Here is a 16,273-nt window from a genome sequence, read left to right on the forward strand (position 1 = left end):
CACATTCGTGTGCCATACAGCCGCGCTACTTAAGGTCACACAGATGGACATGCAATCCCGAATTCGCCAGCTTTTCCAGGCCAGTATCGATACCAAGCAACAGGCGATGGACGTACTTGCACCGCACATCGAGCAAGCCAGCCAGGTCATGGTCAACGCCCTGCTCAACGAAGGCAAAATGCTTTCGTGCGGCAACGGCGGTTCGGCCGGCGACGCCCAGCACTTCTCCTCCGAGCTACTCAACCGCTTTGAGCGCGAGCGGCCGAGCCTGCCGGCTATCGCCTTGACTACCGATTCGTCGACGATTACCTCGATCGCCAACGACTACAGCTACAACGAAATCTTTTCCAAACAAATCCGTGCCCTCGGCCAACCGGGCGATGTGCTGCTGGCGATTTCCACCAGCGGCAACTCGGCAAACATTATTCAAGCGATCCAGGCCGCACATGATCGCGAAATGATTGTCGTAGCATTGACCGGGCGCGACGGTGGCGGCATGGCTTCACTGCTGCTGCCCGAAGACGTGGAGATCCGCGTCCCGGCCCATGTCACTGCACGTATTCAGGAAGTCCATCTGCTGACGATCCACTGCCTGTGCGATCTGATCGACAGCCAACTGTTCGGGAGTGAAGAATGACCGTTAACCGCCTCAGCCTTATGGCCATCACGCTGTGCCTCGCTATCAGCGGCTGCACCTCGGCCATCACCGCGACCCGCGACTCCCCTATCCAGGACGACCGCGGCACGCGCACCTTTGGCAGCAAGATCGATGACTCGCTGATCGAGACCAAGGTCGGCGTCAACGTCGCCAAGGCCGCCACCGACCTGGGTAACGGCGCATCGCGCATCGTCGTGACCAGCTTCAACGGCATCGTGCTGCTCGCCGGGCAAACCCCGCGCGCCGACCTCAAGACCCAGGCCGAGCAAGCTGCTTCGACCGTGCAACGGGTCAAGAAAGTCCATAACGAATTGCAGGTCGCACAACCCATCACCCTGCTGGCAATCAGCAATGATGCTGTGCTGACCACCAAGATCAAGGCGCAGATGCTCACCGACAGCGCGATCCCCGGCTCGCGGATCAAGGTGGTGACTGACAACGGCATCGTCTACCTGATGGGCCTGCTGACCCAGCAGGAAGCCACCCGCGCCACCAACCTGGTCCAGGGTGTGTCCGGGGTACAGAAAATTGTGAAGCTGTTCGAATACATCGACTGATGTAATCGCCAGCCAATAAAAAGGGCGCCGTGCATTGACTGCACGGCGCCCTTTTTATTGGCTGGCGGTTACTGGTACTGCTGGTACGGATTGCCCTGGAACTGGTTGTTCTGCTGCTGTTGCTGCGCAGGCTGGCCGTACTGCTGACCCGGGATCGGGCCGAGGTTGACCTCGACACGACGGTTCTGCGCACGACCATTGACATCAGCGTTGCTGGCAATCGGGTTATCCGGGCCGGCACCACGGGTGGTCAGGTTGGTCGGGCTCACACCTTGGGAGGTCAGGTAGTTGGCCACGCTTTGCGCACGCCGTTGGGACAGGTCCATGTTGAGCTGGCGGCTGCCGGTGCTGTCGGTATAGCCGACAATCTGGATGGTGTTCTGGTTGAACTGCTTGAGCGACCCGGCCAGGTTGTTCAAGGGGGTGTAGAAGCTGCTGGCGATAGCATCGGAGTTGGTGGCAAACGTGATGTTACCCGGCATGATCAATTTGATCTGGTCACCCTGGCGCTGCACCTCGACGCCGGTGTTGGCCATGCTTTCCCGCAGTTTCTTTTCCTGCTGGTCAGCGTAATAGCCGTAACCGGCAGCGCCGATACCGGCCACGGCGGCGCCGATCAGCGCGCCCTTGCCACGGTTGTTGTGGTCAATGGCTGCACCGGCCAAGGCACCCGCCAGCGCGCCGAGGCCGCCGTACTTGGCGGTTTTGCTCATGCCTTGTGAACCGTTGTCCGCCTGTCCCTGGCTGCCATCGTAAGGGTTAGGGGAAGCACAGCCCGACAATAGGGCTACCGCGGTAGCAACAACAAGCAGACGACGCGAAGTGAACATGAGGGAAGCTCCTACTTTTGCATTCTGTGATGCAGAGGACATTGGCAATGGACCTGTGCCGAGTTTGGAACGCGACAAACGGCAAAAATTCCGTGCTCCGCCGCGCACCTGTGACAAAAGATAAACACCGGCACGCTCACCTAAACCCTAGCAGAGCCTTGCCCTGTCAGGCCCTGACAAACACCCTTATATCAATTACATCACCATACATCGAGATTCAGATCTCAAGAGCAAGGCTCTCATAACGGCGTACAACGCGTGCCCCCCCTCATGCCTGGCGCGCCACAGCACGCGATCAGTGGTTTTGAAGCGGCGGCACTTCTCGAAATGAGCTAACAGTTGCCTGAGCACGCTCACAAGCATCACGTAGCACCAACGCTCATAGATTTCCTAGGTGGGACTGATCCATAAAGACTCCTCCCCGACCGCTCTACTGATACCAGAGCGCAGGGCATACCGGTCGTAACGGTAGGCCCGCGCGTAAGCCGGATGGGCGGAGATCACATTCAATCCTGCCGCAGACAGACGCCGAGACTTCAGGTGTCTGAATGGCTGGTCACGCTCCAGAAGCTCAAGCTTTTGTTGCAACGCGGTCAGATACCCAATCCGTCGCTCCAAGCGTGGCGTCAATGGCGAGCGAGTTTCACTAACACGGGTCTTGCTCGCCACTGTCGCTAGAGCACTGCTGACCTTCCGGCACCGGACAGTATTAGCCCCTTGGCTTGGTGCATACAGGCGTAATGATAGAACGAGCATGAAATACAGCGCCTACTTCCCTCAGTCAGTTCGAAGTCTGCTGCAGCGACCATTGATACCCGTATAGCGGCGGGCGGAACATGTCAAAAACTGTAAAAAAATTTGATTATGACATACTGGCATCACTTAGACTAAACCACTGGCGATTCGATTTCTTTGTCAGGATTAACGCGCAACGATCCCCTGCCTTGAATTGCACCACTAACACGTAATCCACTTGAACATAAGATATTAATCAAAGGTTGGCAGGTGCGGAACTGCAATTGGTTTCTCTTCACTGATCCAAGCATCAAATCCGCCCATGATCGACTTGACATACAGATAGCCCATATTTTTCATTGACGCGGCCGCTAGTGCGGCACGGCCACTTGTCTTGCAATAAACTACAACTTTAAGCTCTCGAGAACTGAGGGCACTGTCGTTAGTAAGTTTAAATTCCAGCATGCCGCGCGAAGCATGTATCGCGCCTGAAATGTGTCCAGCAGCATACTCGTCCGCTTCGCGCACATCGATAAGCACATCTGCATCCTGGATAGCCTGCTCTGCGTCCTTGATGGAGACCTCTTCAATCAGTGCTTTTGCCTCAGTTACTAGGTCATGGGCAGTTTTTATCATGATATTTTTAAAAGTCCAATTAAGTGAGGTGATTACTTCTGTTTGGTGAGACAGCATTGGAAAACCATCTGGGCATAGATACGCACCATCAGAAAGTTCAGACTGAAGAACATCTATCAAACTGCTCTCACAAGCAGCAGGTAAAACCAATTAAAAACATTGCGATTGTGCGGATGCTGAAAGTAGACGCAACGTTCAGACGGGTGCCGCAATACCTGCACTTTGCCCATCAGTATTAATCATATGATCGGCCATTTCGGAAAACATACGTTGTAGCTTGCTATTTAGCGCTATGTCATTCACCTGTTCATCAATTGCCTGACGCATGCACAGCATCCATTCGTCGCGCTCAACAATACTGACTGCAAAGGGCGCATGTCGCATGCGCAGACGCGGGTGGCCGCGCTCCAGTTGGAACAGCGGCGGGCCGCCAAACCAGCCGCTGAGGAACTTAAATAGACTGTCAGCACTGTCGGCGAGGCTCAATGGATGCATCAGGCGCACCACTCTCGCTTCAGATAGCGTATCCATCAGCTCGTAAAAGCGGTTGACGAGTTTACGGACGCCTGATTCCCCCCCTAACTGGAGATAAGTACTAGCGCCTTCTTTATATTGGTCACTCAATAGCTCAGTCATATCGTCGGTCCTCAATGTAGAAACTTTGCCCAACCAGCAAGCGCAAGTGCCGCAAAGCAGGTCCAGCCTGAGAAAAGCCAACGCCAGACGAGCATCCGCGGGACAAAACCCACACCTCTCACGAAGGCCACACTCATGGCCGCAAACAACGCAGTAGCCAGCACATGGTCAGCTTTCCCATCGGGGGCTGCCATCATGGGGGGATACAGCGTACATGCGAGCATGATCGCCACAGCGATAAGCAAACTCAGCAAATTAATTTGTGAGGATGGTGGAGCGTTAGCAACACGCGGCATCATGTCCGCGTCTCCTCATTGTCACTCAAGGCTCGGCCGCCCTCGTTCTCGCCCCACATCGCATTCAATATAGCCAGTAGCAATGCAAAACCGACTCCCAGCATCCAGGCGAAATACCACATAGTCTTTACTCCTTTGCTGGCACTAATAGGCTGAATGTTCGTTGGCTTTGATGTGTGCGACGGTGACCTTGCCCCGCATAACGCGATACGCCCACGAGGTGTAAATCACGATCAGTGGCATGAAGATCAACGTGGCCCAGAACATGATGGCTAGGCTTAAATGACTGGAGACGCTGTCCCACACGGTGAGACTTGCCGCAGGTACTGTTGATGACGGCATGATGAATGGAAACATCGACACACCCGCCGTGCTGATGACTGCGATCACCGCAAGCGATGAGGCAACAAACGCCGAGAGTGTGCGACGCATCATCAGCAATATGGCGGCACCTCCTGCGCCAACCAATCCCAGTACGGGCAACAGCCACAACAACGGATAATGACCATAGTTAGCCATCCAGGCGCCCGCTTCGCGCACCACGGACTTATTAAGAATATCGGGCAATCCGGCGGTATCAACCAACGATGTAATGCGATAACCGTCGATCCATTGCAGCCAGATGCCGGCCGCTATAAACGAGCACGACAATACGATTGCCGCAGCCACTCCACCTTTGATCGCCCTGGCCTGGATGACACCTTCAGTGCGATGTGCCAGATAGGTACCGCCCTGCAAGGTAATCATTGCGCTACTCACAACCCCGGTCAGCAGCGCAAAGGGATTGAGCAGTTGCCAAAAACTGCCGGTGTACGTCGATACCAGAAGGTCGTTGAAATGAAACGGCACCCCTTGCAACAGGTTGCCGAACGCGATCCCGAACACCAGGGGCGGCACCGCGCCTCCGACAAAGAGGCCCCAATCCCAAGTGCTGCGCCAAGTGGAGTTTTGAATCTTGCTGCGATAGTCAAAACCCACCGGGCGGAAGAATAGCGCCCACAGGACCATGATCATCGCCCAATAGAACCCGCTGAATGCAGTGGCATACACCACTGGCCACGCCGCGAACAGGGCGCCGCCGGCAGTGATGAACCACACCTGATTGCCATCCCAGTGCGGCCCTACGGTGTTGATAACCACGCGTCGTTCCAGGTCGTTGCGGCCGACAAAAGGCAGGAGTGTGCCAACCCCCATGTCGTGGCCGTCCATGATGGCGAAACCGATCAGCAGTACGCCAACCAGCGCCCACCAGATAATTTTCAGGGTGAAGTAATCAAGCATGGTGGAGTTCCTTCAAATGGGCGTCGTGGGCATAACGACCTGTACCGAGGCTGCCGGGACCTTGACGGGCAAACTTGACCATCAGGAACATTTCAACCACCAGCAGCACGGTGTAGAACACGATGAATCCCGCCAGCGAGCCATAGAGGTTATTGACGCTGAGGGTAGACACACTCATGTGGGTAGGCAGCACGCCATAGATGGTCCATGGCTGACGACCATATTCGGCGACGAACCAGCCCAACTCGCAGGCAACCCATGGCGCAGGCAGCATGTAAAGAGCCCAACGCAGTAACCAGCGGCTGCGCGTGCAGGTCGACTTCAACGTGCTCCAGAAGGCAAGCCCGAAGAGCATCAACATCGCAAAACCAAGCCCCACCATGATCCGGAACGCCCAGAACATGGGGGTTACGCGTGGGACGGTATCGTTCACTGCTTTGTCGATAATGTCCGGCGTGGCCTGGTTGACGTCCTCGACGTATTTTTTGAGCAGCAGACCAAAGCCCAGGTCCGCCTTATAAGCTTCGAAGGTTTCGAATGCCGCTTTATCGGTGCGGTCGGCTCGCAGCGCTTCCAGCGCATTGACGGCGGTAATGCCGCGGAGAATTCGAGCGCGGTTTTTTTCTTTAATGTCATGTATGCCTGGGATTTGCTTGCTGGCCGAGCGAGTGCCGATCAAGCCCATCACCCATGGAATATCAACCTCCCAGTTGTTCCTGGACTCGGCTTCATTGATGCTGGCGACCAGGGTCAAACCCGCAGGTGCCGGTTTGGTGTCCCACATGGCCTCCATGGCCGCCAGTTTGGTTTGCTGCGCCTCACCTACCGTGTAACCCGACTCATCCCCCAGCACGATCACGCTCAACACGGATGCCAGACCGAAGGCGGCCGCCACCCGGAAGCTGCGCTTGGCAAACTCGACATCACGATTCTTGAGCAAATACCAACTTGAAATCGACAGCACAAACATCGAGCCGGTGACATAGCCGGCAGAGACCGTGTGTACAAACTTGGCCTGGGCAACCGGGTTGAACACCACTGCCCAGAAATCAACCATCTCCATGCGCATGGTGATGTAGCTGAACTCCGAGCCCACCGGATTCTGCATCCATCCATTGGCGATCAAAATCCATAGCGCAGAGAGGTTTGTACCAATGGCCATCAGCAACGTGACCAGTAAGTGGTGCTCTTTTTTCAGGCGATCCCAGCCAAAAAAGAACAGGCCGATCATGGTCGATTCAAGGAAGAACGCCATCAAACCCTCGATGGCCAGCGGGGCACCGAAGATGTCGCCGACGTAGTGCGAGTAATACGCCCAGTTGGTGCCGAACTGAAATTCCAGGGTGATACCCGTAGTCACCCCGAGGGCGAAGTTGATGCCGAACAGCTTGCCCCAGAAGCGCGTCATGTCTTTCCAGATGACATTACCGGTCATCACATAAACGCTTTCCATGATGACCAGCAGCCACACCATGCCAACCGTGAGCGGTACAAAAAGAAAGTGGTAAAGCGCAGTGGCTGCAAACTGCAGCCGAGACAAATCCACCAGTTGTTCTGAAATCACTTGCTTGCCCCTTGAGTCGAGGTGGGTACACCGAACCTGTCGCCGATAGTGTTCGAGTCGACGCTGACGTGCGAATCCCGGATGAACAGCCACCACAGCACTGTCAGCACCAGTAGCTTGATCAGTACTGCTGTGAGCAGATGGCGTCGTAGTCGTTTGTCGGAAATGGTCATGACTATGCAGTTAGCACACGGCATGCCAAGGGGATCTTTTTTATTTTTATTGTTTAATAACAGTATGTTAGAAGTGAATCCGTCAAGGCAGAGGATGCCATGGCAGGTTAATACGCTGCCAATCTGCCAGAGTGGCAGTCATTGGCAGTCATGCGGTGTGAGCGCTAGCGACTACGCCAACCCTTGCTCTTTCAGTCGCCTATACAACGTACGCTCGCTAATCCCCATTTGCTTGGCCAACTCACTGCGGGAACCTTTAAAAGTCGCGAGTGCTTGTACCAGCGTGCTGCCGCCTAAAGGGGTGGACGTCGAGGACTGAGGAGGTATCACGACGCTGGGCAGGGGTAAATGTATGGAGCGGATCACTCCATCGTCAGCGAACAGACTGGCTCTTTCTAGAACATTGCGTAACTCACGGATATTGCCGGGCCAGGGAAGGCGCTGCAATTGTGTCAGAGCATCGGCATCTATCGTCAGCCGGCGCTTGCCTGTACCGGCACGTTGTAGAAATGAATTCACAAGCAAGCCAATATCTTCAACTCGGTTACGCAAGGGGGGTAACTGAATTGGAAAGGCGCTGATGCGGTAGTACAGGTCCTGCCTGAACTCACCTCTCTCCATCATTTTTTCCAGTGGTTTATGGGTCGCAGCAATTAACCTGAAGTTGGCGTGAAGGGTCTCGACACTGCCGACACGGCGATAGGTGCCCGATTCGATCAGGCGCAACAGTTTCACCTGCATTGCCAGCGGAACATCGCCAATCTCATCAAGAAACAACGTGCCGCCCTGGGCCGTTTCGACCAAACCAGGTTTACGCGTGGAGGCACCGGTGAATGCTCCTTTTTCATGGCCGAACAGCTCGCTCTCAAACAACGTTTCGGTCAATCCTGAGCAATCTACGACTACAAAGGGTCCAGTGGCCCGCTCGCTGGTTTCATGCACCGCGCGAGCGAACAACTCTTTGCCCGTACCGGACTCGCCTAACAGCAGTACCGGCAGCATTGATGGTGCGACCCGCTGCAGCTCAGACAGGGCGAGGTTAAAGGCTGGTGAACAGCCCACCAGCCCTTCGTTACTGGGGCGCGCTGAGGCGCTTCGGACCAGTGTGAGACGCTCAACATACGCGGTAATTATTCCGTGCTCGTCTAGGATCGGACGCAATTCGACGTCGACATGCTCGGGACCGCGAGGCGTGTGGTGAATGTGCAAAACACGATCCGGCCCGCGCATTTCCTGCGCCTTTTTCATCGGACAATTCTCACCCGCCTGATCACAAGGGACATCGTAATGGTGTGAGACTTGATAACACTTATGACCGATAAAGGGTTTGTCAGCGCTGCCAAACTGCCGCTGATAGGCAGTGTTGGCGGCCAGGATGTTGTACTCCGGATCGAGCACGATCATCGGCTGGGGTTCGTGCTCAAGAAACGAAACAAGCGACTGCACTTGATCCGGGTGTGGGAGTGAGTTGTCCGGGGCGGGCAGGATGGTCTTCATGGTGGCTCCTGAGAATCCACCATCCTGTTGTGGCACTGCCAGCTCTGTCAACAGGCACTGCCAATGGCAGCGAATTTCAGGGTCTTATAAAAAAACAAATCCCTAAAAAAAATATAAATCTATTGAAATCAACAAGATAAAAACCATTTTTCGCACACAACAACCTTGGCAGGCTTATTGCTATGTCAGTCCTTAGTGTGAGCGGCTCGATAAAAGCCCCCCTAAGGAGACAGGTCATGAGCGTAAAACTTCACGTCGAAGGATTCTTCGATTCTGCCACCAATACCGTCAGCTACCTTGTGCTGGATGAAGCGACCAACCACTGCGCTTTAGTAGACAGCGTACTTGACTACGACCCTAAATCCGGCCACACCGCCACAACGTCTGCCGACAAATTGATTGCGAGGGTGAACGAACTCAATGCGAAGGTCGACTGGATTCTTGAGACTCACGTCCACGCAGACCACCTGACGGCCGCGCCATACCTGAAGGAAAAGCTCGGTGGAAAAATAGGGATCGGCAGCCAGATTTCGACGGTGCAAGAGGTATTCGGCACTCTGTTCAATACAGGTCGTGATATGGCCCGCGATGGAAGCCAGTTCGATCACCTGTTCGTCAATGACGAGCTGTTCGCCATCGGCACGCTGCAATGCCACGCGCTCCATACACCGGGCCATACACCAGCCTGTATGACTTATGTGATCAGCGATGGGACCGAAAAGGCTGCATTCGTCGGCGATACCTTGTTTATGCCGGACTACGGTACTGCACGCTGTGATTTTCCCGGTGGTGATGCGCGTACGCTGTTCCAATCAATCAACAAGGTACTGAGTCTGCCGGCCAATACCTTGCTGTACATGTGCCACGACTACCAGCCAGATGGCCGCGAGGTGCAGTTCGTCAGTACTGTTGCAGACCAACGCACGCAAAACGTCCACGTGCGTAATGGGATCAGTGAGGAAGAGTTCGTGGCGATGCGCACAAAGCGTGACGCATTGATGGACATGCCAACGCTGATCCTGCCATCGGTTCAGGTCAACATGCGAGCCGGGCATTTGCCTGAGCCTGAAGCGAACGGGACGCGCTACCTGAAAATCCCACTCAACGTCGCCTGACGTTGCCTCCCCTGAAAAACCTATAAGAAAATACCCATAACGGAGACCTTTATGGACATTCGTTGCCTTGTGCCTGGACTGTCAGTATCAGAACAAATTTTCCCCAACCAATTGGCGGAACTGAAAGAAGCTGGTTTTCGCGCCATTGTGTGTAACCGTCCCGATGGCGAAGGCGGCGATCAACCGTTGTTTGCCGAAATCAAACGAGCCGCCCAGGCGATCGGTATTGAGGCGCACTACCTCCCTGCTGAATCAGGCAAAGTCACCGACGAGCAAGGTATTGCCTTTGGCAAGCTCCTTGAAACGCTTCCAAAGCCCGTGTTGGCCTATTGCCGTTCCGGCATGCGCTCGACAACGATGTGGGCACTGTCACAAGCCGGCCAACAATCCCTGCCACACATCGTCGATACTGCCAAAAAAGCCGGGTTCGATATGAAAGGCGTCATTCGCCGAATTGCGAATCAGGGGCGCACACCGGTCGAAGTTTCTGAGGCGGAGCATTCCGTGGTCATCATCGGTGGCGGTGCGGCGGGTATCGCGACTGCATCCAGCTTGCTGGCACGAGAGCCTGGACTAGACATTGCCATCATCGACCCGGCAGATGTGCACTACTACCAACCAGGCTGGACGCTTGTCGGCTGTGGTGTCTTCAATGCACCCCAAACTGCCCACACGATGGGCACAACCATCCCGCGAGGCGTGCACTGGATCAAGTCGGCGGTCGCCGCATTCGAACCAGAGAGAAATGCCGTCATTCTTGATGGATGCCGAGTCGTCAAATACGAGCAGCTGATTGTATGCCCTGGCCTGAAGCTTAACTGGCATGCCATCGAGGGGTTGTCGGACACGCTAGGCCGCAACGGTGTGACTTCAAACTACCTGTATCACCTTGCCCCTTACACGTGGGAACTGGTGCAGCAACTGCGTGGTGGGCGAGCCATTTTCACTCAACCACCCATGCCGATCAAATGTGCCGGGGCACCGCAAAAGGCAATGTACCTCTCCGCCGATCATTGGAAACGTACCGGTGTATTGGACAACATCGAGATCGAGTTTTGCAGCGCTGGCGCGGTGCTGTTCGGAGTTCCCGACTATGTGCCCGCACTGATGTCATACATCAAGGCTTATGGTGTCGACCTGAATTTCGGCAACACACTCACCAGCGTGAATGGGCCCGCACGGACTGCAACGTTCAACTGCGTCGATTCGGATGGCAGCTCCCATCTTGTTGCGCGCGACTTCGATCTACTTCATGTGGTGCCACCGCAGATTGCGCCGGACTTCATCCGGGTCAGCCCTCTCGTTGACACGGCTGGCTGGATTGATGTCGACCCTGCCACTTTGCGCCATAAAACCTGGGTCAATATTCACGCGCTGGGAGACGCGGCCAACTCCAGCAACGCCAAAACCGCCGCAGCAGCACGCAAGCAAGCGCCAGTCGTTGCCCATAATGTGCTGGCTGCAATGGGTAAAGCGAAAGGCAGCGCCCATTACGACGGTTACGGCTCCTGCCCGCTGACGGTTGAACGCGGCAAGATCGTACTGGCTGAGTTCACCTATGGTGGCAAGGTCGCCCCCAGCTTCCCATCCTGGCTAATCGACGGCACCCGGCCATCGAGGCTGGCATGGCTGCTCAAGGAACGGATTCTTCCACCGCTGTATTGGAAGGGAATGCTCAAGGGCCATGAGTGGATGGCGAAACCTGAGTTGGCCGACCTATGAAACCAGACCTGAAAGCAAGGAGACTGAGATGATCGTGATCCTACTGCTCGGGCTTACTGTTGGGGTCATTCTGGCGCTGACCGGCGCTGGCGGAGGAATACTGGCTGTTCCCTTGCTGGTGTTTGGAGTGGGGTTGAGCATGGCCGAAGCTGGGCCAATCGGTTTACTGGCTGTCGGTTTAGCCGCGACTCTGGGTGCCGTGATGGGACTCAAAAACGGCACCGTCCGCTATAAAGCAGCGCTTTTGATCGCAGGTGCGGGGATCGTCTGTTCTCCGCTTGGCCTTTGGCTGGCGCAGCGCATGCCGAACCGTCCGTTGACGATCATCTTTGCCTTTGTCTTGATGTACGTAGCGTTCCGGGTGTTTCAACGCTCATTGCCTTCTTCCGCGGAATCAAAGACACCGGCCATGAACAAACAACCGCCTTGTCTGTTGGACGCAAATCGCGGAAAGCTGAACTGGACTGCACCCTGTGCATGGGCGCTCACCGTTTCTGGGATTGTCGCGGGCGGGCTTTCCGGCTTGCTCGGCGTGGGCGGTGGCTTCGTGATGGTGCCGGCGCTCCAGCGATACACCAATTTGACAGCGCAGTCCGTGCTCGCAACGTCTCTAGCCGTTATTGCACTGGTTTCAATTTCCGGCGTTGCTGCAAGCTCGGCAGCTGGGCACTTACAGTGGGCAGTTGCCATTCCGTTTTCCATTGGCGCATTAGCCGGCATGATCTGCGGGCGCTTGGTCGCTGCCAAGCTGTCGGGGCCAAACTTACAAAAAGGGTTTGCCATTGTATCTGCAGTGGTTGCAGTGGCCTTGCTGGTAAAAGCTATTCAGTAGATCAGGGCGGAGGACTTATCCGCCTGTTGACGGCTGCCCTGGAAGCCTTCAGCCAATCCATGACTGCCAGATCCGGCCGCGATGGTTCTTCTGCTGGTATTTATCTCGGCCACCCCACTGATCCACTTCCTGGTCCGCTGCTGCAGAGCTGGATTGAACCTACCGTCAAATGAACGAAGGATTGGACTCATGAACGACAGCACTCGTGTGAATTTGCGTTTGGAGCAACAACATGACTATCGCTGCACGCTGCACTTCGAAGAAGGTGCGCCGACTCTGACCGTGGATGAGCCACCCCCACTGGGTGAGGCTGTTGGTCCCAGCCCGGTGGAACTGCTGCTCGGTGCGGTTGCTAACTGTCTGACTAACAGTCTGCTGTTCGCCCTGCGTAAGTACAAGCAGGATGCCGAGCCGCTTTCATGCAAGGCCACTGCTGAGGTCGGACGCAATGCTGAAAATCGCCTACGGGTACTCCATATAGACATTGAACTGCAGTTAGGAAAATCAGCTGCCAAGCTGGAGCACTTACCGCGCATCCTTGGCCAATTCGAAAGTTTTTGCACCGTTACACAAAGCGTGGCCCAAGGCATCCCAGTCCAATTACGAGTCATAGACTCCGAAGGGCTGGTACTAAAAGGTGATCTGCATGCTTCCACTGAACCCGCTTCGACAGGGGCGTGAAAACTTGCAGCGGATAGGTAAAACATTGTGGCTTAGAGTGCCCGATTGGTATTGGAGTTGGTGACGTTCTATCGCATCAGCAGTCCAGCAGCATCGGCAGTCATCCAAACCCTGTATCAACAATTTTGTGCCGGAGAAGCTTCATGAATGTCGACTGGCTCAACTTCACTCCCTGGTCATCCCTTGCAGGCGGTGCATTGATTGGCTTGGCGGCCAGTCTATTCGTCGTCGCCAACGGGCGTATCGCAGGCATCAGCGGTCTGATCGGCAGTTTTTTACAGCGTGGGAGCGAGGGGGTGAGTGAGAAAGCACTTTTTCTCCTGGGCCTGCTCATCGCGCCTCTTCTATGGGGCTTGTTCGCCACGCTGCCGCAGATTGAGTTCCAAAGTGGCTGGTTCGAATTGATCGTCGCCGGTGTATTGGTGGGCATCGGCACACGATATGGTTCAGGTTGCACCAGTGGCCATGGGGTGTGCGGCATATCGCGCCTTTCGCCGCGATCGATGGTTGCCACTGCGTGCTTCATGTTCAGTGGTTTCGCCACAGTGTTTGTCTTGCGTCATCTGCTGGGGGGTTGGACATGACCAAACTGAGTGCATTCATTGCGGGTCTGCTGTTCGGCTTGGGTCTGCTTCTGGCAGGCATGGCCAATCCGAGCAAAGTACTCGCTTTCCTCGATTTAACCGGTGCCTGGGATCCTTCCTTGGCGTTGGTCATGGTCGGGGCGATCGGCATAGCCGTTGGCCCGCTAACCTGGGCGCGACAGCAATCAAGTTCTCTGCTGGGAAGGCCAATGCAGCTACCGATCAAACGTGAGTTGGACCCGCGCTTGATTGGCGGGAGCCTGTTGTTCGGCATCGGCTGGGGAATAGCAGGCATCTGTCCTGGCCCCGCCGTGGCAATTCTGCTGACAGGAAGCTGGCAAGTGATTGTGTTCATGTTGGCCATGCTGGCCGGCATGTTGTTGTTTACTGCGCTGGAGACCCGGCGCAGCCATTGATCGGGAGATCGCCATGAAAGCGAACATTGGAACCATTGACCGTAGCCTGCGCGTTGTCGCTGGTCTGCTTCTCATTGGCCTCAGTCTATCCGGTGTGATCGGCGTGTGGGGTTGGATAGGTTTGGTGCCGCTGGCCACTGGCATTTTCCGTTTCTGCCCTGTCTATACGTTGCTAGGCATCAAAACCTGTAACCGTTGCTGAGCGGCAACCGTTGCACACTAGCGGGCGCCTGAAGGTGCCCCTGGTGGTTTAGATCGCAGCACTGATCACGGTTCCTTACCAGAGCCCGTTGGTAGATCAGCACTCCACTTCGTATATCGAAAAGAGAATTCCATCATGAAACCACATGTAGAAGCTTTTTTTGACTCCGCTAAGCATACCTATAGCTATGTTGTCAGTGACCCGACTATAAGGTCCCGGGTCGAGATGAATACCGCAATGAAACAACCATTGCAGAGCAACGAACTCATAACGTCCATGTGCATCATGGGCACCAGCGAAGCAGATTTCGTTGCTATGCGCCAAGCGCGGAATGCCACCTTCGGTACGCCGACACTTATCCACCCATCCGTGCAAGTGAACATGCGGGCCGGTCAGTTACCTCCATTTTAAGGAAGTGGCACTTGCTACCTGAAAATGACTCTTAACGTGCTCTGAGTTGCTGTCGTTAATTGACTCACTTAAATAATTGGCATGCGTCAATACCGTCGCTACCTGACAAGGGCAGATGCACGTTTTAGATCGTGACTCACCACCCCGTCAAGGCCATGTTTGTTAACCCCAACAGTTCGATCGAGAAAAGTATGAGGAAATTGATATGCGGATGGTAACGATTTTTCTGAGCGGAGCATTGAGCGTTGCAGCCTATGCTGACGACCTCGAAAAGATGACTGCTGAAGGGGCTGCTCTTATTCCCCCCTTCCAGCAGCATCTTATGGACACCGTGAAATCAGCGATGCAAACAGGCGGAGCGGTTAACGCCGTTGAGGCTTGCCAGTTGCTCGCACCACAAATTGCTGATCAGCATAGTCAAACACCGTGGGTTGTGGGTCGGACAGCATTAAAGGTTCGAAATCCGGATAACGCGCCAGATGTTTGGGAAAGGCAGATCCTTGAGCAGTTTGTTAAGCGCGCTGCGGCAGGTGAAGCATTATCTGGTTTAGCGTATTCGGAAATCGTAAAGGGTGAATTCCGAATGATGAAGGCTATTCCCACAGGTGAGGCGTGTTTAGGATGCCATGGTAAGGAGCTAAAGCCGGAACTGGCTGCGGTAATAGATCAACGATACCCACAGGATAAAGCCCGCGGCTTTGCTCTAGGAGAGTTGCGCGGTGCATTTACTCTACGCCGAATCATAGAGACAACAAATGATTAACTTAGGAACGCAAAAAAATACCCATTCTGGGTGAGCGGTATTTCTGTTAAGCCTACAACATTCGATCCTTGAGCCGAACACTAGAGCATTTCAATTTTTATTAGACCACTACATATGGAGCCTAAGTAAGAAAAAAACATCTACACGTCTACGTGTCTTACTTATAAATTTAACAATCGCTGCTAGCTGACCGGAATCGAATCTACAATCGTTCAAACAAGGATAACTTAATATCTGACCTGAACGATCCATGAGTGTTTTTTGCCGCTGAGGGAGCCTTGCCGGCTTGGAACCGAACCAGTCTTTCGCTTATGACATTTGGCTTCGTGATTGAGCGATTCGGATTACTTTTTCAGTTGCTAAAACCAAGCGTATTGGGCAGCCCAGAAAGACAATCTTCCTTGTGCAGGTGCAGCGTGGCGCAGGTCTTGTCTTTCAACTGGCCGGAAGCCAGGAAGTGGTCCAGGTGCGCATCGGTGTGGATGATGCTCACCACCTTAAGGCCCAGGCCCAGCGCGTCGAGCCGCGCCGCGCCGCGCCAGGATCAGCTCATGGTTGCCATACGGATCGACCACGATGGCCTTCTTGGTGACCCGCCGATGATTGTGCAGTTGCACTGCAAAGGGCCGACGGGGAAGGTTTCGCGGATCAGTCGGGGGTTGTGGCGTGCATAAGGGCTCCCTT

The 16,273-nt window shown here is 54.8% G+C and carries 19 protein-coding genes and 2 pseudogenes; 11 read left to right on the forward strand and 10 right to left on the reverse strand.

Features of this window, described 5'->3' with window-relative positions; genetic code table 11:
- Positions 1-43 precede the first annotated feature (43 nt).
- Both PSH73_RS21475 and PSH73_RS21480 read left to right on the forward strand, forming a co-directional pair.
- Complete coding sequence (locus tag PSH73_RS21475) at positions 44-637, forward strand: phosphoheptose isomerase (RefSeq protein ID WP_057438165.1); 594 nt, start codon at positions 44-46, stop codon at positions 635-637.
- Complete coding sequence (locus tag PSH73_RS21480) at positions 634-1,215, forward strand: BON domain-containing protein (protein ID WP_057958495.1); 582 nt, start codon at positions 634-636, stop codon at positions 1,213-1,215. Before PSH73_RS21475 ends, PSH73_RS21480 begins: the two co-directional genes overlap by 4 nt.
- Before the next feature lie 68 nt (positions 1,216-1,283).
- Here PSH73_RS21480 and PSH73_RS21485 read toward each other — a convergent pair whose 3' ends face one another.
- From PSH73_RS21485 to PSH73_RS21520, 9 genes are all read right to left on the reverse strand, one after another.
- The gene (locus PSH73_RS21485; RefSeq protein WP_029297808.1) at positions 1,284-2,045 is read right to left on the reverse strand and encodes an OmpA family protein; all 762 of its coding nucleotides are present in this window, start codon (positions 2,043-2,045) and stop codon (positions 1,284-1,286) included.
- A gap of 987 nt (positions 2,046-3,032) precedes the next feature.
- Complete coding sequence (locus PSH73_RS21490; protein ID WP_057958592.1) at positions 3,033-3,413, reverse strand: rhodanese-like domain-containing protein; 381 nt, start codon at positions 3,411-3,413, stop codon at positions 3,033-3,035.
- A 198-nt stretch (positions 3,414-3,611) separates the two neighbouring features.
- The gene (locus PSH73_RS21495; protein ID WP_057958494.1) at positions 3,612-4,052 is read right to left on the reverse strand and encodes a group II truncated hemoglobin; all 441 of its coding nucleotides are present in this window, start codon (positions 4,050-4,052) and stop codon (positions 3,612-3,614) included.
- Between the two features lie 11 nt (positions 4,053-4,063).
- Positions 4,064-4,351 (reverse strand): cyd operon YbgE family protein, encoded by a 288-nt coding sequence (locus PSH73_RS21500; RefSeq protein WP_057958493.1) that lies wholly within the window; start codon positions 4,349-4,351, stop codon positions 4,064-4,066.
- Entirely contained in the window at positions 4,348-4,470 is a 123-nt protein-coding gene (cydX, locus tag PSH73_RS21505) for a cytochrome bd-I oxidase subunit CydX (RefSeq protein WP_081044185.1), read from the reverse strand. Before cydX ends, PSH73_RS21500 begins: the two co-directional genes overlap by 4 nt.
- A 22-nt stretch (positions 4,471-4,492) precedes the next feature.
- Positions 4,493-5,629 carry a cytochrome d ubiquinol oxidase subunit II gene (cydB, locus tag PSH73_RS21510; RefSeq protein WP_057958492.1) on the reverse strand — a complete coding sequence of 379 codons (1,137 nt, stop codon included), beginning with the start codon at positions 5,627-5,629 and terminating at the stop codon, positions 4,493-4,495.
- Positions 5,622-7,193 (reverse strand): cytochrome ubiquinol oxidase subunit I, encoded by a 1,572-nt coding sequence (locus PSH73_RS21515; protein WP_057958491.1) that lies wholly within the window; start codon positions 7,191-7,193, stop codon positions 5,622-5,624. The genes cydB and PSH73_RS21515 overlap by 8 nt, the downstream gene beginning before the upstream one ends.
- Entirely contained in the window at positions 7,190-7,390 is a 201-nt protein-coding gene (cydP, locus tag PSH73_RS27120) for a cytochrome oxidase putative small subunit CydP (RefSeq protein ID WP_057958490.1), read from the reverse strand. Before cydP ends, PSH73_RS21515 begins: the two co-directional genes overlap by 4 nt.
- 147 nt (positions 7,391-7,537) lie before the next feature.
- Positions 7,538-8,863, reverse strand: coding sequence for a sigma-54-dependent Fis family transcriptional regulator (locus PSH73_RS21520; RefSeq protein ID WP_057958489.1), 1,326 nt, complete (start codon positions 8,861-8,863; stop codon positions 7,538-7,540).
- 236 nt (positions 8,864-9,099) lie between these two features.
- Between PSH73_RS21520 and PSH73_RS21525 the strand changes: the two genes are divergently transcribed.
- The 9 genes and pseudogenes from PSH73_RS21525 to PSH73_RS21565 all read left to right on the forward strand — a co-directional run bounded on the left by PSH73_RS21525 (position 9,100) and on the right by PSH73_RS21565 (position 15,589).
- Positions 9,100-9,978, forward strand: a complete 879-nt coding sequence (locus PSH73_RS21525; RefSeq protein ID WP_057958488.1) for an MBL fold metallo-hydrolase — start codon at positions 9,100-9,102, stop codon at positions 9,976-9,978.
- Positions 9,979-10,029: 51 nt separating this feature from the next.
- Positions 10,030-11,700: a bifunctional protein tyrosine phosphatase family protein/NAD(P)/FAD-dependent oxidoreductase gene (locus PSH73_RS21530; RefSeq protein ID WP_057958487.1), complete on the forward strand. Its 1,671-nt coding sequence runs from the start codon at positions 10,030-10,032 to the stop codon at positions 11,698-11,700.
- 28 nt (positions 11,701-11,728) lie between these two features.
- Positions 11,729-12,532: a sulfite exporter TauE/SafE family protein gene (locus PSH73_RS21535; protein WP_057958486.1), complete on the forward strand. Its 804-nt coding sequence runs from the start codon at positions 11,729-11,731 to the stop codon at positions 12,530-12,532.
- Positions 12,533-12,721: 189 nt separating this feature from the next.
- A complete protein-coding gene (locus tag PSH73_RS21540) occupies positions 12,722-13,213 on the forward strand; it encodes an OsmC family protein (protein WP_057958485.1) in 492 nt (163 codons plus the stop codon).
- A gap of 143 nt (positions 13,214-13,356) precedes the next feature.
- Positions 13,357-13,797, forward strand: coding sequence for a YeeE/YedE family protein (locus tag PSH73_RS21545; RefSeq protein ID WP_057958484.1), 441 nt, complete (start codon positions 13,357-13,359; stop codon positions 13,795-13,797).
- A complete protein-coding gene (locus tag PSH73_RS21550) occupies positions 13,794-14,213 on the forward strand; it encodes a DUF6691 family protein (protein ID WP_057958483.1) in 420 nt (139 codons plus the stop codon). The genes PSH73_RS21545 and PSH73_RS21550 overlap by 4 nt, the downstream gene beginning before the upstream one ends.
- Positions 14,214-14,226: 13 nt before the next feature.
- Complete coding sequence (locus PSH73_RS21555; RefSeq protein WP_081044184.1) at positions 14,227-14,415, forward strand: DUF2892 domain-containing protein; 189 nt, start codon at positions 14,227-14,229, stop codon at positions 14,413-14,415.
- Positions 14,416-14,618: 203 nt separating this feature from the next.
- Positions 14,619-14,826: pseudogene (locus tag PSH73_RS21560) on the forward strand (MBL fold metallo-hydrolase); the annotation flags it as partial.
- Between the two features lie 205 nt (positions 14,827-15,031).
- Complete coding sequence (locus PSH73_RS21565) at positions 15,032-15,589, forward strand: DUF3365 domain-containing protein (protein ID WP_305461336.1); 558 nt, start codon at positions 15,032-15,034, stop codon at positions 15,587-15,589.
- A gap of 394 nt (positions 15,590-15,983) precedes the next feature.
- Here the strand turns inward: PSH73_RS21565 and PSH73_RS21575 are convergent.
- Positions 15,984-16,241: pseudogene (locus PSH73_RS21575) on the reverse strand (MBL fold metallo-hydrolase); the annotation flags it as partial.
- Positions 16,242-16,273: the final 32 nt, after the last annotated feature.

The sequence above is a fragment of the Pseudomonas sp. FP2294 genome (assembly GCF_030687625.1).
In the GTDB taxonomy this organism is placed as follows: Bacteria; Pseudomonadota; Gammaproteobacteria; order Pseudomonadales; family Pseudomonadaceae; genus Aquipseudomonas; species Aquipseudomonas shahriarae.